The organism is Oribacterium sp. oral taxon 108 str. F0425, from assembly GCF_000214455.1.
Taxonomy (GTDB): domain Bacteria; phylum Bacillota; class Clostridia; order Lachnospirales; family Lachnospiraceae; genus Oribacterium; species Oribacterium asaccharolyticum.
Genome location: NZ_AFIH01000001.1, coordinates 2,488,594 through 2,508,460, shown reverse-complemented (window position 1 = coordinate 2,508,460; position 19,867 = coordinate 2,488,594). Strand labels below are relative to the sequence as shown.

The 19,867-nt window shown below is 44.0% G+C and carries 14 protein-coding genes; 11 read left to right on the top strand and 3 right to left on the bottom strand.

The features are described 5' to 3' along the window. Positions 1 to 26: 26 nt before the first annotated feature. Positions 27 to 1,397 carry an ABC transporter ATP-binding protein gene (locus tag HMPREF9124_RS11265; protein WP_036597867.1) on the top strand — a complete coding sequence of 457 codons (1,371 nt, stop codon included), beginning with the start codon at positions 27 to 29 and terminating at the stop codon, positions 1,395 to 1,397. Further along, the gene (locus tag HMPREF9124_RS11260) at positions 1,394 to 5,083 is read left to right on the top strand and encodes a glycosyltransferase (protein ID WP_009429221.1); all 3,690 of its coding nucleotides are present in this window, start codon (positions 1,394 to 1,396) and stop codon (positions 5,081 to 5,083) included. The genes HMPREF9124_RS11265 and HMPREF9124_RS11260 overlap by 4 nt, the downstream gene beginning before the upstream one ends. A gap of 5 nt (positions 5,084 to 5,088) precedes the next feature. Here the strand turns inward: HMPREF9124_RS11260 and HMPREF9124_RS12020 are convergent, their stop codons facing one another. Next, positions 5,089 to 5,586 (bottom strand): hypothetical protein, encoded by a 498-nt coding sequence (locus HMPREF9124_RS12020; protein ID WP_175282435.1) that lies wholly within the window; start codon positions 5,584 to 5,586, stop codon positions 5,089 to 5,091. A gap of 144 nt (positions 5,587 to 5,730) precedes the next feature. On the opposite strand from HMPREF9124_RS12020, the gene HMPREF9124_RS11250 reads away from it, so the two are divergent. Next, a complete protein-coding gene (locus HMPREF9124_RS11250) occupies positions 5,731 to 6,450 on the top strand; it encodes a nucleotidyltransferase family protein (RefSeq protein WP_009428809.1) in 720 nt (239 codons plus the stop codon). Beyond that, on the top strand, positions 6,444 to 7,157 hold the full coding sequence (locus tag HMPREF9124_RS11245; protein WP_009429430.1) for a D-glycero-alpha-D-manno-heptose-1,7-bisphosphate 7-phosphatase: 714 nt from the start codon (positions 6,444 to 6,446) through the stop codon (positions 7,155 to 7,157). Before HMPREF9124_RS11250 ends, HMPREF9124_RS11245 begins: the two co-directional genes overlap by 7 nt. Here the strand turns inward: HMPREF9124_RS11245 and HMPREF9124_RS11240 are convergent. Both HMPREF9124_RS11240 and HMPREF9124_RS11235 read right to left on the bottom strand, forming a co-directional pair. Then, positions 7,152 to 7,466, bottom strand: a complete 315-nt coding sequence (locus HMPREF9124_RS11240; RefSeq protein ID WP_009429905.1) for a BrnA antitoxin family protein — start codon at positions 7,464 to 7,466, stop codon at positions 7,152 to 7,154. The two genes, HMPREF9124_RS11245 and HMPREF9124_RS11240, sit on opposite strands and share 6 nt — an antisense overlap. Before the next feature lie 18 nt (positions 7,467 to 7,484). After that, on the bottom strand, positions 7,485 to 8,141 hold the full coding sequence (locus HMPREF9124_RS11235; RefSeq protein ID WP_036598141.1) for a D-sedoheptulose-7-phosphate isomerase: 657 nt from the start codon (positions 8,139 to 8,141) through the stop codon (positions 7,485 to 7,487). Positions 8,142 to 8,881: 740 nt separating this feature from the next. Between HMPREF9124_RS11235 and HMPREF9124_RS11230 the strand changes: the two genes are divergently transcribed. From HMPREF9124_RS11230 to HMPREF9124_RS12450, 7 genes are all read left to right on the top strand, one after another. After that, positions 8,882 to 13,990: a DUF7604 domain-containing protein gene (locus tag HMPREF9124_RS11230; protein ID WP_009429664.1), complete on the top strand. Its 5,109-nt coding sequence runs from the start codon at positions 8,882 to 8,884 to the stop codon at positions 13,988 to 13,990. A 489-nt stretch (positions 13,991 to 14,479) separates the two neighbouring features. Next, on the top strand, positions 14,480 to 15,751 hold the full coding sequence (locus tag HMPREF9124_RS11225; RefSeq protein WP_242821594.1) for a DUF7601 domain-containing protein: 1,272 nt from the start codon (positions 14,480 to 14,482) through the stop codon (positions 15,749 to 15,751). A gap of 253 nt (positions 15,752 to 16,004) precedes the next feature. Next, on the top strand, positions 16,005 to 16,748 hold the full coding sequence (gene srtB, locus HMPREF9124_RS11220; protein ID WP_009428461.1) for a class B sortase: 744 nt from the start codon (positions 16,005 to 16,007) through the stop codon (positions 16,746 to 16,748). 17 nt (positions 16,749 to 16,765) lie between these two features. Then, positions 16,766 to 17,563: a Spy0128 family protein gene (locus HMPREF9124_RS11215; protein ID WP_009427800.1), complete on the top strand. Its 798-nt coding sequence runs from the start codon at positions 16,766 to 16,768 to the stop codon at positions 17,561 to 17,563. A 432-nt stretch (positions 17,564 to 17,995) separates the two neighbouring features. After that, complete coding sequence (locus HMPREF9124_RS11210; RefSeq protein ID WP_009429153.1) at positions 17,996 to 18,916, top strand: DnaD domain-containing protein; 921 nt, start codon at positions 17,996 to 17,998, stop codon at positions 18,914 to 18,916. After that, a complete protein-coding gene (locus HMPREF9124_RS12455; RefSeq protein ID WP_009429750.1) occupies positions 18,907 to 19,404 on the top strand; it encodes a hypothetical protein in 498 nt (165 codons plus the stop codon). Before HMPREF9124_RS11210 ends, HMPREF9124_RS12455 begins: the two co-directional genes overlap by 10 nt. Continuing rightward, complete coding sequence (locus HMPREF9124_RS12450; RefSeq protein WP_009429636.1) at positions 19,401 to 19,862, top strand: ATP-binding protein; 462 nt, start codon at positions 19,401 to 19,403, stop codon at positions 19,860 to 19,862. The genes HMPREF9124_RS12455 and HMPREF9124_RS12450 overlap by 4 nt, the downstream gene beginning before the upstream one ends. The last annotated feature ends 5 nt before the right edge of the window (positions 19,863 to 19,867 follow it).

Sequence of the window (19,867 nt, the reverse complement as noted above, 5' to 3'; positions counted from 1 at the left end):
AATGCATAGAGCAAAGAGGGAGGCAAATGGAAAACGAAGAACTGATTTCCGTGAAAAAGGTAAGCAAGGTCTACCGTTTGTATGACCGCGCTATAGATAGATTGCTGGAAAGTGTCAGCATAAGAAAGAAGTCCTATCATAAGGACTTTTTTGCCCTGCAGGACATATCCTTTTCCGTAAAAAAAGGAGAAGCGGTGGGGATTATCGGAACAAACGGCTCCGGAAAATCCACAATGCTGAAGATTATTACCGGTGTACTGACCCCGACAAGCGGCAGCGTGGAAACGAAGGGAACCGTCTGCGCACTCCTGGAGCTTGGCGCAGGCTTTAATCAGGACTATACCGGGATTGAAAACATTTACATGAACGGCACCATGATGGGTATCAGTAAGGAGGAAATGGACAAGAAGCTTCCGGATATCCTGGACTTTGCCGACATCGGAGACTTCGTGTATCAGCCCGTGAAGTCCTATTCCAGCGGTATGTTCGTCCGCCTGGCCTTTGCCCTTTACATTTCCATCGACCCCGAAATCTTGATTGTTGATGAGGCTCTTTCTGTAGGAGACGTCTTCTTTCAGGCAAAATGCTATCACCGCATGGATGAGCTGAAGAAGAAGGGAACGACCATTCTCATGGTAACGCACGACCTCGGATCCGTTATGAAATATTGCGACCGCGTGATTCTCTTCAACAAGGGAGAAAAGGTCGGGGAAGGCCTTCCCGGAGAAATGGTGGATCAGTATAAGAAAATCCTTGCCGGAAAGAACCCCGCAGCGGAGAAGTTTGTGGATGAGCAGGATTTCCTTGGGGACGGGACGACAGCGGGTACGATAGGACAGGAGAAGGCGGGACAGGCGAAGGAAGAAGCTGTAGAATCGGAAAGCAGTAAGGATGCCGAGACGGACCTTTCGCACCTCATGAAGGACGAGATGAGCATCAACCCCTCCGCGCAGCTCTACGGAAACGGAAAGGCGGAGATTGTGGACTTCGGTATTTTCGACAACGAAGGGAAGCTCAGCAACATTCTCATAAAAGGAGAGAACTTCACCATCCGGGAGAGAATACGCTTTTATGACGACATTGCGTCCCCGATTTTCACCTTCACGATAAAGGATAAGCGCGGCATGGATTTAAGCGGAACCAATACGCTTTTTGAAGGGGAAAATATTCCCGGTGTGAAGGCCGGAGACGAGTATATCTGCTCCTTCACCCAGAAAATGAACCTGCAGGGCGGAGAGTATCTCCTTTCCATTTCCTGTACGGGCTTTGAGGGCGGAGAGCATACCGTTTATGACAGAAAATACGATATTACCAGCATCACCGTGCTGTCCAATAAAAATACGGTGGGGATTTACGATATGGAGTCGAAGGTGACTCTGGAAAGGCATGACGCATGACATTTAGCGAATATAAAGGCAATCTCATAGATTGGATCTATTTCTTCCCGGCTGAAGGCGGTTTGGAAAGAGATGCGAGAGTTCTGCTTCTTTCCGATAAAGAGACGGAGGAGATGTTTGCAAGCCGCTTAAAGAGACGGGTAAAACGTCTCTCGCTTCGCCTGGAGGAAGGACAATATGATTACATTTTGATTCCGAACCTTACGAAGCGTCTCCTTACGCTTTTTCAGGACTCGTTGGAGTTCCTGCTTTCTTCCCTTATGGAAAAATATCTGGTTCCCGGAGGGGAAATTGTTTTGGGAATACATAATGAGAAAAGTATGGAGAGCCTGGCGACAGAGTATCTGGAGAAGGAACTCGCCTATACAAACCTATTGGAGTTACAAAGCATTGAGAAAGTCCTGCTCACAAAGTATGAGAAGGGAGAGGGAAGAGTGTATTTTCCGCTTCCGTCTCTGGATTATCCCATTCATTTTTATACCAAGGACAGACTCCCGAAGGAAGGAGAGGAGGGAAAGAGCATTATCGCCCTCTCCGAGGAAGGGGTATTTCCCGCCTTTGCGCCCTGCTTTCTCTATCGTTTTAGAAAGGACACGGCGGGCATTCGGGGCATGAAGGACATCCACAGTAAGAGAGTGGACTATATTAAGTACAATTCCAGCAGAAAGCCCGAGTATGCCATCAAGACGGAAATCCTTACGGAGAAAAAAGGGGAAAAGTTCGTTTTAAAAGAGGGCATAACGAAGGAAGCCAATGCGCACATCGAGTCCCTTCCGGAAAAACGGAAGCTGATGGAAGCATTTTTTGCCGATCGAAATGTCAGCGTCCTGGAGGAAATGCAGTTCCATAGAGCCTATGAATCCTCGGACGCACTCTCCTATATCGCCTATCCCTTTGTAAAGGGAAAGAGCATTTCCGAAATCCTCGGAGAACTGATTTCCGACGGAAAAGCGCCCGTTAAGGAAATTACGGAGGCCTTAGTTCTTCTTCTTGGAAGGGAGGAGTGGATCCAGCCTGCGAATTATGATTTGCTTTTTGAAAATGTCTTAATGGTGCAGGATAAGGCGGTGCTCATTGACTGCGAATGGGTATTTCCGGAGGGCGTGGAAAGGAGCTTTCTGGAGTATCGGATTCTCCATTACTGGTACGAAAGCTATAAGCATAAATTAAGATATAGAGACGAAGAGAGCTTTTTCCGTCTTTTCTCCGTGGGAAAGCCGGAGCTTCTCGCTGCGGAGAAGAAGGAAAGAGAATTCCAGGAGGAAGTACACGGAGAGAGCGAGGAGAGCAATATCTGGGCTTACCGCAGCCAGCGCTTCAGCCCCGAAAACTTCCGAAAGCAAAAGGAAGTGATAGAGGAAAAAGAGCAAATCATTGCGCATCTTCAGGAAGATATAAAGGACAAAGATGTGGCACTGAAGAAAGAAAGAGAAGTGCTGCGTCTGACCCAGGTGCACGTCGGAAACCTCGAAAAGGTGATCAGCACCCACGAACGGGATATTGCGCAGCTTCAGACGGAAAAGGCGTACTTTGAAAAACATCAGAGCCTCTATTCCCGTGTAAGAAGAAAAGTCTCTTCCGCTTTCAATCGCCGTTTTCCGGAGGATAGCAGGAGAAGACTGATTCTCCACTATATCACGCAGACCTTTTTGCACCCGATCAGAACGATGCTTCTTTATCTTCTTCCGGACGGAAGAAATCGGATTTTAGGGCATTTTAAAATCGGAAAGGCTTACATAGAGGGCGGAAAAGTTCGTTTTGAGAAAATGGAGCAGCCGAAGGTCAGCATTATCATTCCCTGCTATAACCAGATTCACTATACCTATCGCTGCCTGCAATCCATCCTTGCTCACACGAGCCAGGAGGAAACGCCTTACGAAGTGATTATTGCGGATGATGTTTCCACTGACGCAACGAGGGATCTGCGTCTCTTTTCGGAGAACCTCGTCATTGCTCGAAATAAAGAAAATATGGGCTTCCTGAAAAACTGCAATCAGGCAGCGGAAGTCGCAAGAGGAGAATATATCTTCTTCTTAAACAATGATACGGAAGTGACCGAAGGCTGGCTTTCTTCCCTGCTTGAGCTTATGGAAAGGCGCCCGGATGCCGGTATGGTGGGATCAAAGCTCGTCTACCCGGACGGAAGGCTTCAGGAGGCAGGCGGAATTATCTGGTCCGATGCCTCCGGCTGGAACTACGGAAGACTGCAGAACCCGGATGATCCGGAATATAATTATGTGAAGGAAGTGGACTATATCTCCGGTGCGGCAATTCTCATTCGCACTTCCCTTTGGAAAGAAATCGGGGGCTTTGACGAACTCTTTGCTCCGGCTTACTGTGAGGATTCCGACCTCGCCTTCTCCGTGCGGAAGCACGGCTTTAAGGTGCTGTATCAGCCACGCTCCAAGGTCATCCACTATGAGGGAATTTCAAACGGCACCGATGTGGAGGGCAGCGGCTTAAAGCGTTATCAGAAGGTAAATCAGGAGAAATTCAAGGAAAAGTGGAAGGAAGAGCTGAAAAAACAGAGTGTCAATACCGGTAATCCCAATCCTTTCCGTGCAAGGGAACGGGGGCAGGGAAGGCGCTATGTTCTCTTTGTTGACCACTATGTACCGACCTTCGATAAGGATGCCGGTTCAAAAACGACCTATCAGTACCTGAAAATGCTGACGGACAAAGGGGTAATCGTGAAATTCCTCGGGGATAACTTCCTCCATGAGGAACCCTATACCTCCGCTTTGGAGGAACTCGGAATCGAGGTGCTTTACGGCACGAAGATGCAGGGCGATATCTGGAACTGGATGGAGCGAAACAAGGACATGATTGACGTCGCGTATTTGAACCGTCCGCATATTGCGACAAAGTACATTGATTTCATTAAGGAAAATACGCCCTGGAAGATTATTTTCTACGGACACGACCTGCACTTCCTCCGTCTCCAAAGAGAGTACGAGCTCGAGCAGCGACCGGAGCTTCTGGAAGAAATTCAGTATTTTAAAAATATGGAGTTCTCCGTGATGGGCAAGGCGGAAATGAACTATTATCCCTCTTCTTTGGAAGTCGAGGAAATCCATAAGATAGACGACAGTATCCCGGTAAAGGCCATTACCGCCTATGTCTTTGATAAGCCTGCAGCAGTAGAGAAGATTGGAGAAGAAAGAGAGGGAATCCTCTTTGTGGGAGGCTTTGCGCACCCGCCCAATGAGGACGCCGTTCTTTGGTTCTCTCGAGAAATCCTTCCCTTTATGAAAAGACAGCTCCCGGAGCTGAAGTTCCGTATTGTAGGAAGTCACGTTACGGAAAAGGTGAAGGAGCTGGAAAAGATAGAAGGAGTCGAGGTTCTCGGCTTTGTGAGCGATGAGAGACTGCATGAGCTCTATCAGGAAAGCCGTCTTGTGATTGTTCCGCTCCGCTACGGCGCAGGGGTAAAAGGAAAGGTAGTGGAAGCCCTCCATGAGGGTGCTGCAGTGCTTACCACCTCCTGTGGCGCAGAAGGCATTCCCCATGCGAAGGAAGTCATGGTCGTAGAGGACGATCCCCGGAAATTCGCCGACGAAGCGGTGCTGCTGTACCGGAATCTGCCGAGGATTCGGGAGTATTCGAAGAAGGCGACAGAGTATATTGCGGAATATTTCTCCCCCGATGCAGTGTTTAAGGGGATAAAGGATGATTTTGGAGTGTAAGAAGATTATGCTAACACTGCATTTTGCAGCTGTTGAAACAGGGGCACGCTCCCGCTAACTTCGCCCTGACTGAGCATGGGCTCGGTAGCCCATTGCTCACTTTGCTTCGCAAAGCAAATTCCTTCGGAAGTTGGTCCGCTACAGGACGACTTTTCTGATGAAAAGTCTGTCCTTGCGGATAATAAGCGAAAAACTGCAGTTTCTTTGTTTTTCGCAAGTACCGGCGGGCTCAGATTACCCCTTATTCCAACAGCTGCAAAATCGCAGTATGCGGCTAAAATCACATACAATCCCAAAATCATACTTATAGTGTAACAAAGTCCGGAGAAGTGGACACTGAGGCAAAAATGATGGAATAAATGATGGGATAAATCGCTTAAAAGGTAAAAATGAGGTGATAAATGAGGTGATAAATCCCAAAAAAGGTAAAAATGAGGTGATAAATGAGGTGATAAATCCCCAAAAGACAAAACTGAGGTGATAAATGATGGGATAAAATCCAAACTATCTCATAAAGCAGTAAAAAGCGAGGAAGAATAGAAAAACTACTTGAAATCATCAATGAGAATCCCTCAGTAGCATCGGATTCGATTGCAATACAACTTGATACGAGCACAGCATAGTTAGGAAGGAGCTAGGAAAAATCTATGGAAGCAATTCTTTTATGCGGAGGCCTTGGTACGAGGCTTCGCTCAGTGGTCTCCGACCGCCCGAAGCCCATGGCGGATATAGCCGGAAAGCCCTTTTTGCATTACCTTGTGAAAATGCTTTCCGAGAGCGGTGTAAAGCACCTGATATTTGCCCTCGGCTATATGGGAGAACAGATAGAGGCGTATTTTCAGAGCGGAGAGGACTATGGACTTTCTATTTCCTATTCGTATGAGGACAGTCCATTAGGGACAGGCGGTGCGATTCGCAATGCTCTTTTCCATGTTTCCGGGGAAAATGTCCTCGTCTTAAACGCGGATACTTATTTCCATACGGATTATGAAAGCTTGCTAAGAGAGCAGCTTAAGAACAAGGCGGCTATGACGATTGCCAGCCGGAAAATAGAGGATATCTCCCGCTACGGAGCAATCCTTAAGGATGAAAGCGGGCGGATTCTTCGTTGGAATGAGAAAATGTCTTCGGATCAGGCGGAAGCACCGCGCCCCGGAGAAATCAACGGGGGCATTTATGTCATGCAAAAAAGCCTTATTGAGAAAATCCCCGAAGGAAAGCAGAGTTTGGAAAATGACTGCATCCCGGCATGGCTAGAGGACGGCCTTTATCTTCAGGCGATTCCCTCGGACGGCTACTTTATGGATATCGGGATTCCGGAAGACTATGCGCAGTTTAGGGAAGATGTGGAGAGCGGAAAATGCTGAAAAAAACCGTATTTTTAGATCGGGACGGAACAATTAACGAAGAAGTTTCTTACCTCCATAAGGCGGAGGACTTCCGTTTTCTGCCCGGCGTGATAGAGGGGATGAAGCTTCTCTATGAGCACGGCTTTCAGCTTGTTGTGATTACGAATCAGGCAGGAATTGGAAGAGGATATTACACGGAAAAAGATGCAGAGCTGCTTCACCGTTATATGAGAGAGGAGCTTAGGAAGCAGGGCATACTCCTGCAAGGAATCTACTACTGCCCTCACCACTTGGAGGGACTTCCTCCGTACAATACCGACTGCTTCTGCAGAAAGCCGAAGGCCGGACTCTTCTATCAGGCGGAATGGGATATGCTTACGGAAGAGAGAAATAGTGCCGGAAAAACCATAGAGAAGGAATTAAGTGGCATAGAAAGTGTTGCTCATACCATACAAATTCACTCCCCCTATAGATTGACTGCAAGGGAAGAAGCAGAGCTGGAAGAAGAGAATCGAACGCTTCCCGATAGAAAGAGCTGGCTCAGCTCTTCCTATATGGTAGGAGATAAGCTTTTGGACTGCTTGGCCGGCGGGAACTTTGGTGTTAATCCTATACTCCTCGGTACAGGCTACGGACAAGAGGAGCTGAAAAAAGCAAAAAAAGAAGGAAAGCAAGACTTCTCCTACTTTCCTACATTTTTGGATGCGGTAAAGGCGATATTATAAGCTTTTCTTTAGCAATTCATTATCATCTAAGGCAGACTCCAATATCCTACTTAATACGGAAGTGTATCCCTTTCCGAGAGACTTTGCCTTTTTAAGAGCATGTGGGGATAAACGAAGAGTTACAGATTGCTTCCTTCTCTCTTCTTTATTTATTTCTGCAATTCTCTTAAATCGGGCAAGTTCTTCGTCTGTTAGTTCAGGGCAATCTTCATCAAAGGAGAGTGGGCGCAGGGCTGCTTCTTTTAATTCTAAAAACTGCTCATCCGTCAGTTTACTGTTTTTGTCAAGATTATATTTTTTCATAGCCATTGAAATACTAGTCTTTGTTCATCCAAAAAAATATGCTTCTATCATCAAACACAGACAGTGATAAATCGGCAGGTGCAGCTCCTGAATCTGATAAGTTTCCTTGGAGGGTGCAATGATGGAGAGATCGGCCAGCTCCTTTCCGGTACCGCCGTCCTTTCCTGTCAGTAAAATGCTCTTAATCCCCATAGCTTTGGCGAGCTTTAAAGCATATCCCACATTCTTTGCATTGCCTGAAGTACTGATGCCGAAAAGCACATCCTCCTTCTTTCCGTATCCTAAGAGACATTGTGCGTAAAATAAGGCCTCATCCTGGTCGTTGCTATACGCTGTATGCAGCGCAGTCTGCGCGCTGAAAGCGATAGCCGGCAGTCCCTGCTCCAAATGCTTTGTAAAATACTCCGCTTCCGCCTCACCGTAAAGAGTCTTGAGTTCGGAAGAGAGCTCTTCGGAAATCCTTCTCTTCTTACAAAAACCCTTCATTAACTCTCCGACAATGTGGTCACTGTCCGCGGAGCTTCCGCCGTTTCCGCAAAGAAGAAGCTTGCCGCCCCTTTCAAAAGAATCCCGCATCATGGAAAATGCCTCTGCAATCTCCTTATGCAACGGGACAAGCACAGGGTATCTCTCTTCTAAAATCTGTAATTCTTGATAAGCTTTTTCTTCTTGTATCGTCATTCCGTCTCCTTCTTTCTTAAACATTCTATTTTTTACTCTTTGAAAATGACTTTCTATCCACCCGGACATTTTGTCCACGAATAAATATAGCATACTTTCCACTAAATGCAGAAAAATTTGTAAGAGAATCCCCACCCTTTAAAATGCCCTAAAATAGCCATTTTTAGCTTTGTAATCTGTTTCTTTGAAAAAAAATTAACAAAAATGGCAAAATCAATTTATTAAAAAAATAAAGCTTGTCGAAAAATGTTTTAAGAATTTAATATTTTTAGCAATTACGAAATGCAAAAACACCCTTCTCCAATGAAAGAATAGAGTGGAGCAGAAGGGCATCGAGAAAGAAATGTTAAATTCCATGCAGACTCCTCTTCTAAAGAAAGAAGAGAGGAAAAACTAAGAAAATATTTCAACTTGAAGGAGGTAAAAGAAAAACTGCACAAAATAAAAGAGCTATGATGCGGTTTATGACAATGATTTCTCCAATCCCAAAACAAGAAATTTTTGTTTCAAAACGGGGAAAACCGATTCTATGACATTTTAAAGGCCTCTTAAGCAAGGTCTATTGAAAAAGAAAATGGGATTGATAGAATCGATATCAGAGTAGGGATTGTATCACATCCGATGCAATCGAAAAGTATAGAGTGAGTTACAGAGGAGGAACGCCCGCAACATCGAGCCCGTACTGTACTGACGAAACTGTTATTACTGTAGAAATGACAAGGTGCTGTGAAGAGGTAGGTATGATGAAGACTAATCAGAACAATCATATAATGAATATGAACAAGGGTATGAAGCAGAAGCTTTCTATGCTCTTGATTGCGTGCCTCCTGTTCACGGGCTATCGAGGACTAACGATTCCCGGAAGAGCGGAACAGGGGAATAAAGAACAGAATAACGAAATCTCCGTTTCCGGAACACAGGTGAAGGTACAGCTTCTTGGAGAAGACTTAAGAAGAGCGGCAAAGGAAGCGATTGAAAAGGGAGAGAGAGTTGACGATTCGGTTTTAAAGGGATACAGCAAGGATGAGGAATTACAGAAGAGCTATGCAGGAATCTTCTCCTTGGATAAAGAAGTTTACGAGATTCCTTTAGACAGTATCTCCGAAGGACTTTCCGAAAGCCTTGCGGAAGAAGAAGCCGGTTTACAGGTTTTTGTAGAAAGAGATGCACAGGATCTGGACAACCTCGTTAGAAAAGAAAGTAAGGAAAGCTTGCTTCTCTATGACGGAAAGAGTCAGCTGGAACAGTTGTTCCCGAAGGGAGAAGAAACAGAGTCCGTTAAGAAGGAAGAAGAGGAAAACCTTGCTTCTGACAGCAACCTGGTAAGAAACACGGAGCTGACAGGAAGCGAGTTAATTACCTTCCTTTATAAGAATAAGGCGGACCACAGAATCACCTTCCAGCTTTCCGTAGACGGAAACAAGTACCCGAAGGTTACGGTATCTCCGAAGACACAGCTTTTCAAGGAACTTGTGGATAAGCTGAAGAAAGAAGAAAAGAAAGTTCCGGTAGAAACTACGAAGGCGCCGGAAAGTAAGATAGAAGAAAGTACAGAGGCGAAGAACACTGCATCGGAAGCACAGCTTGCAGAGTCCACTACATCCTCTGAAGAAGTAAAGGAAACAGCCAAGCAGGCTGCATCGAAAGAAGAAACTACCGAAGCTTCCGTTACGGAGGCAAGCACAGAAGACAGTGCATCCAAGGTAAGCATTGTTTCCGAGGAAAAGAAGGAAGAAACAAGCGAACAAGAGACATCCGAGGCGGCAGTAAAGGCTGAAGAGAAGAACGAAGAGTCTGCGGAAACGGAAACTGCGGCCGAAGCTCCGGTAAAGAAAGAAAGCACTAAAGAAGTTGAAGTAAAGTTTAGCGGCTTCTTACAGGATGTTATCAGCCACTATGAAGAATTCCTGGGAGAGCTGGTATCGGCGAGATTCTCACAGTACAGCTTAAATGAGCTTGGCCGAAAGAGCCAGAACGTTGAAATCGAAGGCTTTGCAACCGTAGAAGTGTTCTATGAAGAAGCGGCTTTCGATAAAGAAGTGGTTTTAGAAGCAAAGCGTCTCTTTAAGCCGGAAGAAGAAACCGAAGGAGAAAAGCTTTCCGAAGAACAGGTTAAGGTTCTGAAGGAGCATTCCATCTACGACGATGCAGCTAGCTTGGATATCCGCTTTGTGGATAAGAAAGACAGCGCTACAGAAGTAGAGCCAAAGTCTCCGGTATCGGTAAGAATTACTATTGATAAGAAGGCTTTACCTGAAACGGTTTCCCCCGACACAATCTCCATTCATCACCTGGTAGAAAATGATGAAACAAAAGAGATTGAAAAGGTAGACACGGTAGTTCAAGCAAATGCATCTAAAAAACTTATTGTAAATGATGATGCAACTTACAATAGTGAAGATGAAAAGGAATTAGAAAATTCAAAAAGCACCTTGAAAACAAATAATGGTGATAGTGATGAGGAAGTAAAGAAGGAAACAATCACCAAGGAATTTACGGTGGATTCTTTCTCCTTGTATCAGATTACTTGGACTGATGATGAGTTAGCAAACTGTCCGCCAATCAGATTTCATTATGTGGATAAGAACTTTAATGAGATTTGGCCAACGAAAAGGGTTGAAATTAAAAAACGTTCGGGCATCTATGGCTCTCAGCTATATGTTGGACAAACGTTCTTTAATAGAAGTCCGAATCCGGATTCTACACCTAGTGGAGATGCATTAAAATCTTTCTATGGATATAAGTTTGTTGAAGTTTATCCCTTTAAGCTTCCCTATGACAATCTACAATACATAAACAATGGAAATAGTACGGATTATTTTGATATCCAGTATAAGTACGATAGTTCCAACCCTCCAAAAGAATTTGGAGAAGGCGTTAAATACATTAATGACACAGGATTTATGACCTGGAAAAGCTACCGCAATGGAGAACATGATACAAGATGGTATTGGTATAACAGTGCTGGACAGATACAGTACTGCGGTACATATGACTTCTATTTCGTTTATGATATTGATCCTGTAACAGTCACCAAGATTGATGATAAAGAGGTAGAGCCTCGGAATGAAAAGTTTATTAAAGACAATCTTGATGGAACATACGACTTGACTCTTACAGGACAAGTTAAAAATCAAACAAAAGAAGAGCTGGACATCATTTTCTTGTTGGATACTACTAAGAGTATGAACCTGCCGTTCGAGACGATTGAAGGGCTTGGAGACTATACCGAAGATGATTTTGCGTCAAAAAAATCACTAGTAAGTAGAAAAGATAAGACCATAGAATATATCAATGCGATGGTGGATGATATTTCAGGTGATAAAAACTATGATGCACAATTTGCTTTAGTTGGATTTGGCGGTGATAGAAAAGAAACGGTAGCTCAAGGTGGATACTTTTACTGGGGAGGACCAACTCGAGACAGAAGAATACTGGCTGATGAAAAGAAATCGAAGGTAAAACCTGAATCAATTACAATTACAGATACTCCGTTCAATGATACCACCCGTGTATACGAATTTACATCTTCTGCAGAACAGTTTAAAAGAAACCTTAAAAATCTTCCTGAAACTGAGTCTGTAAACACAGGAGCGAACTATGTAGCTGCAATAATTGGAATGAACTATTTATTGACTGGAGACGAATACCAAAAACTTCAAGGCAAAATAGTGGGAGCCAATAAAGCTAGACCGAATGCAAAAAAGATTGTTGTTATGCTTGCAGACGGAGATCCTATGTACAGCTACGCTCTTGAAGATGGACAATACGATGATACAACCGTTAATACAGGTTTTAATAAAAATTACAGCAGTGTTTTCGAAACTGTCACAAACTTAAAGAGGGGCTACTCCTATGGAAATGGAAAAACATTCAACAGAGTAGGACTAAATCAAGCTAGGGGATTACTGGCAAAAATTGATAGGTATTCTGCTTTTTATAGCATAGGAATAGGAAATACGAAAAACTGGCCTCACTTGAAGGAACTTACAGAAGCTCATGCATTTGATCAGGACAGTAAGTGGGCGAGTTTTGGATCGAAATTCATTCGTGCCGGATCTGCGTTAGCAAAAAATGTAGATCATAAAGTATATGATGGTTCAACTCCCGAGTTATTAAAGTCCACTTTTATAGAGCTTAAAAACACAATAGCTCCAAAGGCAACAAATCTTACAATCAATGATACCTTAAGCGAAAATGTTACTTTTGTGAAGGATACAGAGCTTAAAGTTGAAGTATTTAAGATGAAGTCGAATGGAGTAGAACCGGACGGGAATGCTCTAACAGAAGCTCAATTAAAAGATATGGGTCTGAAGAAATTCATTCTTGAAAAGCCGTTAGCTAGCTTGGAACAGGGAGGTAAAATAAAACTAAGTACCGACCCGGCAGATTTCGCATTACCCGGAGGGTATGAAATACGCCTAACTGCGACAATCAAACCAAGTGTAAAGGCTTACGAAAAGCTCCGAAATGGTCAAGCTTCAAAAGACGAAGGAGATGAACGTACAGACTTGCAAGACATTTTCAGGAGAGAAGAAATTAGCTTACCGTCAGAGTTTAGCAACTCTGCAATGTATGGAACCTCTGCAAAAAAATTTGGTTTATATACGAACGATGAAGCGAAATTCGGTTATAAGTGGAAAGGCCAGGATAAGAGCAAAGATTATAAAAGACCGATAATCAAGGTCAACAGGGCTGATTTAAAAATTGAGAAAACCTTTGTCGGCTTGGATAAGAAGCTTGTAAATAACAGTTCCGGCGTAACGAAGTTTGGAAAGGAGATAGTCCAGCAACTCAAGTTTGATATTTTAAGATCGGAGAATAAGCCGGGAACGAATCCTGCAAAGTCTTTCTTAACAATCAACTTTGAAGAGGCGCCTTGGGCAGATGCTCTGAATGATCCGGAAGTATCCCGAAACGGTAAGAAAGTGCCGGTTACCATTGACGGAGAGAATCATGAAGTTACGATTCTACTCATCAACGAAGCAAACGGTAAGCCAAAGCTTAGCATTACAGTAAATAACCTTGATTCCGAGAAATATGATTATCATGTTTGGGAGTATATTAACGGTTTAGAGAACAACAAGGCTAAAGCGGTTTTGGATCCGGATGAACCAGGTACACAGTACAGATATATAGGCGGAGGCGGTCCGAATGGTCCCAAATCCATTGACAATACGGCATGCGGAATCTTTAAGTTCCAAAACAGCTATCAAAAGGAACAGCCTAAGAAGACTGTCACCATCAAGAAGATTGTTCAAGAATTTGGAGGCACAGCTTATTCACAGGAAGCTCTAAACAAGAAATTTGATTTCTACATTGCTTTATATAAGTATAACGGTTCCGAGTATGAAGCACTGAACTATAGAGAAATCGAAACGATAATCAACAAGTGGATAGCGGAGAATCCGGGGAAGGGGGACATAGTAACCGGCAGATATAAGGACGAAATACCCGTTCCAATAGGGGATAATAAGACGGTTAAGACGTACTTGCCAAAGATTTCTCTGAAGCACGGTGAGTCAATCAGTTTAGACTTGGATGCAAACTTGTACTACAAAATATTGGAGTCAAAAGACGAAGGATATGAAGTAGCGAAAGCGGTAGTGAACAATTCCGGTCACGAGTCACCGATAACGATTAAGGAAGTTCATATTAATGAGTGTGATTATTCGATTACCGAGATTATGGATCAAGGGAAAGAGTTTACCTTCAAAAACCCGAGAATCACTTTGGTTCCGACCGGACTTCGTGGAGACATTACACCGTACCTCTTCAGTATCTTCGGATTCACCATGATGGCGGGGATGTACCTCACAATCAGGAAAAGGAAAAGAGTAGAGATTTAAGATTCTTTTCTAAGCAGGAAGTCTACTGAATACAGAGACTTCGTAAAACAAAAAGAAAGGATAGAAACACCATCCTTTCCTGATAAAGAAACACCTACCAAGTTCGTTGAAAAGCTTATAAAAATATCTCTTCCGATGCAGATACACCTGCTGAAGAAGAACAAAGTTGGAAAAGAACTTCGAATCACCGAAGACCGACGAAAGGAGTTTAAATGGCGACTCCGGCGTCTCCAACAGCAGTTGCATCTGCATCGGAAGAGATAGCTTAGACAGATGTAATATCGGCTAAGCAGGAAAGAATATAAGACTTTTCAATGGAAAATGAGAACGGCGCAAAGCCGTACCTCACGTAACTCAATAAATTGAAGGCGCACACCTTCTGTTTATATATCACACACTTCTACTATTTTTTAAAAAAGGGGAGAAAAAATGAGAAAGAATTTAAACAAACTCGCAACACTGGCATTATCCGGAATGATGGTAATGTCCATGGCTGTTCCGGCATTTGCTTTTCCGGCAAATGAGCTGACCATTCCATTCACCAAGAAGTTGTACGTAGATGGTGAAACTTTAGCACCGCAGACTGCTTTTGACTTCGAGATTACACCTGCGACTGCTAACGGCAAGTGGAAATATCAAGTTAAACAGGGTGCTGTAACGAAGGAAGAAGAAGTAAATACAGTTCCGGGACCTGCAGGCGGAGTTATTGTAGCAGAGAAAGCTACATTCGCACCTACTGTTGCACCGAATCTTAAGTTCAAAGATGATGAAGAGAATGTAAACGGAAAAGTATATCCCTACTTTACTGCAAATGCTAAATTTAAGATTGTTGAGTCTGAATTTGCAACTAAGCCATACGGAACCTACGAGTATGATTTGGTAGAGAAGGATAGCGAGTACGAGGGTGTAAAGTACAGTGCATCTAAGTTTAAGCTCTATGTTATGAAGTATCATATGACAGAGGGCGGACAGGAAGTAGATCACCTCATTACAAAGGTAGTTCGCGTAGAAGCAGGGAATACAAAACTTACAGAGGAACAAAAGAAGACAGCTCTTGGCGAAAAGGTTTCCGGAATTTCCAATAACTATGGTAACCCGACTCCGCCCCCAGAGAACCCGGATACACCTCCTGTAACACCTCCCAATGATGACAAGCCAAACGATTCTACTCATGTAGTACACATCGCAAAGAAGATTGAAGGTAATGGATCGAATCTGAGCAAGGCATTTAAGTTCCAAGTTTCCGTTATTCCTGCAAGTACTACCGCTGTAACAACAGGAGAGAGAGAGAAGTACGCTGTAATCAATGAGGGATCAGATAATGTTGTTGGTAATCATATTGTAGCAAGTGCAGCAGGTGAAGAGCTTACAACAGATAATCACAAAATTGTAACCTTCGAAGCAGGACAGGGTAAGGGAATCAAGATCACCGGTTTAACCAAGGGTGATAAGGTTGTTGTAAAGGAAATTGATTCCGACACAAGCTACACAGTTACTGCAGGTGAGGATGAGTCCAACTATGCAAACACCGGTTCTAAGGAAGCAGGATCTCGTATCAATAAGACTGCAATTGATGTAGATAATGATCGTCAGTTAGATTTTAACGTTCTGAAGAACGAAGCTAAGGTTGTTGTTACCAATACCAAGGGTAACATTACACCGACCGGTATCGTAATGAATGTTGCTCCGTACGCTTTGATGCTTGCTGTAGCAGGTGGATTAGGTGTAGTATTCGTTAACCGTAAGAAGGAAGAGGAATAATTTCTCGATATTCTTTAACTAAGCTTCAAAATATTTCTGCGAGTCTTGTCGAGTAATCAAATCTTCTTCTCCAAACTCGGTGGGGTTTACGGAAAGTTTTGAATCAGTATAATTCCCGGGGAGTTTACTCCCCGGGAGGGATACTGGAAATACAAGGTATGTAGATTATAAATTTTGTGAAAATAGACGATAGTTTAGCAAAGTTTATCATGTACACACAGTGTACAAGTTAAAGGAGTAGAAAGGACAAAGCATGGATGTAGTAGCAAGTGCCGCCAGATTTGGCGACAAGATTTTATCCTTTCTTGCAATCATCCTTATGGTGGTTATGTTGTCCTTCGGAGGATATTCTCTTTGGGACACCTATGTAACGATGAGCGGTGCCTTTCTGAAAAATGATCTTCTAAAGTATAAGCCCAGCTTGGACAATCCCGAGCAAACGAGGCTGAGCCTGCAAGAGCTTATGGCGATCAATCCCGATACCAGAGCGTGGATTACTTTAGACGGAACACACATTGACTACCCCATGGTTCAGGGAAAAGACGATATGGAGTATGTTAATAAGGATGTAACGTGTGAGTTTTCCTTATCCGGTTCAATTTTTCTAAGCGCCAAAAACAAAGCGGACTTTAGCGATCCCTATATGCTGACCTATGGTCACCACATGGATAACGGCGGGATGTATGGGGATGTCATGGAGTTCATTAAGAAGGATTACTTTGATAAGCACCTGACAGGACATCTTTTTTTACCGGATGGAAGAGCAAGAAAGCTGGATGTCTTTGCCGTCATAGAGTGTGACGCGTATGACCAAATGATATACAGGACGGATAATAAAAATGGACATGTCATGGAACTGGTAGAGTATTTGAAGAATCACGCTACGAATTTCAGAGACATCGGCATGAAGGAATCGGATCAGATTATGGCCTTGTCTACCTGTGTTTCTTTGGAAACGAACGGAAGAGCAGTAGTTATGGTAAGAGTGAACCCATAAATGGAGGAGTAACGGAGATGAAAGCAAAAGAGTTTTTAATAAGGGCTGGCAAGCTTCTATCGGCTGTGCTTTTCCTATCGGCAGGGTTGGGAATGGTTGCCAAAGCGGCTGAGAGTACATCCGTAAAGATTCCTGTTAAAGTAAATATTTCCGGTAATGCTCCGGAAGAGACCTATAAGATTACCATGGAAGTGGATCCGGCAAGTGAAAATGCGGCGATTACACCGCTTGCAAGTCCAAGCGAGCTTACAGTGACAAGTGCAGGACCACAGCAACACGAACTGAACTTTAATGAAATGACCTATACAAGAAAGGGAGATTACCGGTATTTCATTAAGCAAACGGCAGGGAATAAGAGTTATTTTACTTATGATCAGACAGTATATACGGTTCTGGTGAAGGTAATGGAATTTACGAAGGATGCGAATGATAATCCTGTTCCGCCTTATCTTGCAGCGGTTGCTCTGGTGGGAACCGGAGAGGACCTGGCTAAGAAGAATGAGATTGTCTTTAACAATAGCTATAGTCGAGGCTCAACCCCCGGAAATCCGGGCGGTGGAGGAAACAGGCCGCCAAGTCCGGGAACCAATACACCGGATCCGAAGGTTCCGACTGTACAAGGTGAAAACAGACCTCTGATTACCACTCCGGATGTAACCATGAAGAAACCGGATGTCCTCGGTGTACTGAGACAGGTTGCTACGGGCGACGGCAGTGTCATGGCACTCTACGGTATGTTTGCACTAGTTTCCATGATATCTCTTCTTTTCTGGGGCTTAGGGCAGAAAAAGAAACAGAAGAAGAATATCCAATAGTAAAGGTATCTACCCATAATCGGTGTGATATATTAATAGGAGAAATAATTTGTAGGGAGACAAACTGCCACACGCATTGCGGGTGGCAAGGCTTCTTATCGAGTAAAGTTTCGTACAAAACTCGTTTATACGATAATAAGGGTCTTGGACGTCGGTTTCGACGTCGGAGGCTCTTTATTTTTTACAGGAATCATAGCAAAATAAAAAAACTTTCGTGAGGAAGATTTTTTTGGAAATCCACCTATGAAATGTGGATAAAGTTGCTGTCATTAGAAGAAGTAAAGTGTAAAAAAGCCAGTAAATAAAGGCTTTTAGAATATTGGAAAAAAGAAACCCACATTATCCACATTGCTGTGGATAAGTCCTGTTGATAAACTTGTGGAACAGTGCCATTGAAGAGATTTTTTTCCTGTGCTATGATGCAAATCGAGTATGACAACGGGAGAAGACGGGGAAAGGGCAGAGATGGAAATTCAGTTTCAAGAAGGGATAAAGGCGGAGATTACCTGCGTCCCGAATGCATTTATAGATGAATATTTAGGGGAGGCAAGCGGAGAGTATGTTCGGGTCTACCTCTATTTGTTGCGTCATTTACGGGAGAACCTGAAGATTCATTCTATTGCGGATGCATTGAACTTGACGGATTACGACATCAAGAGAGCTATTTTATATTGGGAAAAAAGAGGGATTTTCAAAGAAGGGACGGCGAAGGCGGTAGAGGAAGAAATTCGCTCCGAGGAGGCTGCCAGACTTTCCGAGGAAGTCTTACACAGAAAGCAGGCGAACAATTTTACAAAGCTGTCTTTTTTTGCTGAGAAAAATCAGAAACATTTACCTCTTGCAGAAAAAAATTTGCCTTTAGCAGAGCAGAACGTGTCCTACACGCAGCGGAATCTGCTTCCGATAGAGGAAAAGAAGCAGGAAATCAATGAGGAAGAGTTTGAGGGTATCCTCTATGTGGCACAGTATTTGCTACCGGGAGGCGTGAGCCGCAGCCATATTCAGAAGTTTGAGTATATGGTGGAGTATTTGGGGATGAGTTCAGAGCTCATAGAGTTCTTACTGGATTATTGTGCAAGCATTGATAAGACGAGCCCCCGCTATATCGAGAGTGTTGCGCTGGACTGGCATGAGAAGCGCATTCAGACAGTAAAGCAGGCAAAGAATCTGATAGAGCAATTTGATTTGACGAAGAAAAGCAGGAAGCAAAATGCGCGGCAGGATGCGGGAAAGCCGGAAGAGAAGAAGAACCGCTTTGTGAATTTCAAGCAGGATGAGGTGGACTACGATTCTCTGGCAAAGGAAAAGGCCTTACAGCTGCTGAGGCAGGGAGGTAGTACGGAATGGCATTAACTGCTGAGCAATTTCATGAGATTCAGGAGATTCTTTCCGAAAGACGTTTTCGGGCGGAGAAAGAGGCCTTAGAGAAGCAGAGAGAGGTACTGGAGAAGGTATCGGGCTACGCGGATCTGGACGAGAAGTTGCGTACGCTTTCCATTTCCGCGATGGAGAAGGCGCAGGAGGGAGACGCGGAAGCCATTCGCGCACTGCGTCCCGCGATACAGAAGATTCGGGAGGAGAAGCGTGTGCTCCTGGAGAAGGCAGGTTATTCCCCGGAGGATTTGGAAGCGCATTACAGTTGTACTCTTTGCCGGGACAGCGGTATCTTTGAGGGAAAGAAGTGTCGCTGTTTTATGAAGTTGCAGGGGGATATTCTCTACAAGCAGTCCAAGATGGGAGAAATTTTGGAACGGGAGAATTTTCCCGTTTTCAGCTGGAACGCTTTGACAATACGGAGAGGAAGGCACAGACCGGCAATAAGACGGTTAGGGAATATATGAAGGACATCCGGGATTATTTTTACGGCTACTGCCAAAATTATCCCGAGAATCAGGGAAACTTTATTTTCACGGGAGGAACCGGAACGGGAAAGACCTTTTTCCTCCACTGCATTGCAAAGGCACTGCTGGATCGGGGCGTAAGCGTGCTGTATTTCACCGCGGAAGGGCTGTTCAATCATTTTTCCAGGCTGATGCGGGAAGGAATAGAGGATGAGTTTGTGGAAGAAGTGGATGTTTTGCTCCTGGATGATTTGGGGACGGAATTTTCGAATTCCTTTACGGCATCCCGTTTCTTCAATCTCTTGAACCAGCGGATTTTAACGAGAAAAACGATGATGATTTCCACCAATTTGAATTTTAAAGACCTCCGGGAGCTTTACTCGGATCGTGTGGTTTCCCGAATGATGTCGGACTATGAGATTATTCCCTTATATGGCAGAGATTTAAGGCTCGGATAGGGAGA

Coding starts and splice junctions, on each gene's coding strand:
- HMPREF9124_RS11265 (WP_036597867.1), top strand. CDS start 27: ATGGAAAACGAAGAACTGATTTCCGTGAAAAAGGTAAGCAAGGTCTAC.
- HMPREF9124_RS11260 (WP_009429221.1), top strand. CDS start 1,394: ATGACATTTAGCGAATATAAAGGCAATCTCATAGATTGGATCTATTTC.
- HMPREF9124_RS11250 (WP_009428809.1), top strand. CDS start 5,731: ATGGAAGCAATTCTTTTATGCGGAGGCCTTGGTACGAGGCTTCGCTCA.
- HMPREF9124_RS11245 (WP_009429430.1), top strand. CDS start 6,444: ATGCTGAAAAAAACCGTATTTTTAGATCGGGACGGAACAATTAACGAA.
- HMPREF9124_RS11240 (WP_009429905.1), bottom strand. CDS start 7,466: ATGGCTATGAAAAAATATAATCTTGACAAAAACAGTAAACTGACGGAT.
- HMPREF9124_RS11235 (WP_036598141.1), bottom strand. CDS start 8,141: ATGACGATACAAGAAGAAAAAGCTTATCAAGAATTACAGATTTTAGAA.
- HMPREF9124_RS11230 (WP_009429664.1), top strand. CDS start 8,882: ATGATGAAGACTAATCAGAACAATCATATAATGAATATGAACAAGGGT.
- HMPREF9124_RS11225 (WP_242821594.1), top strand. CDS start 14,480: ATGGCTGTTCCGGCATTTGCTTTTCCGGCAAATGAGCTGACCATTCCA.
- srtB (WP_009428461.1), top strand. CDS start 16,005: ATGGATGTAGTAGCAAGTGCCGCCAGATTTGGCGACAAGATTTTATCC.
- HMPREF9124_RS11215 (WP_009427800.1), top strand. CDS start 16,766: ATGAAAGCAAAAGAGTTTTTAATAAGGGCTGGCAAGCTTCTATCGGCT.
- HMPREF9124_RS11210 (WP_009429153.1), top strand. CDS start 17,996: ATGACAACGGGAGAAGACGGGGAAAGGGCAGAGATGGAAATTCAGTTT.
- HMPREF9124_RS12455 (WP_009429750.1), top strand. CDS start 18,907: ATGGCATTAACTGCTGAGCAATTTCATGAGATTCAGGAGATTCTTTCC.
- HMPREF9124_RS12450 (WP_009429636.1), top strand. CDS start 19,401: ATGAAGGACATCCGGGATTATTTTTACGGCTACTGCCAAAATTATCCC.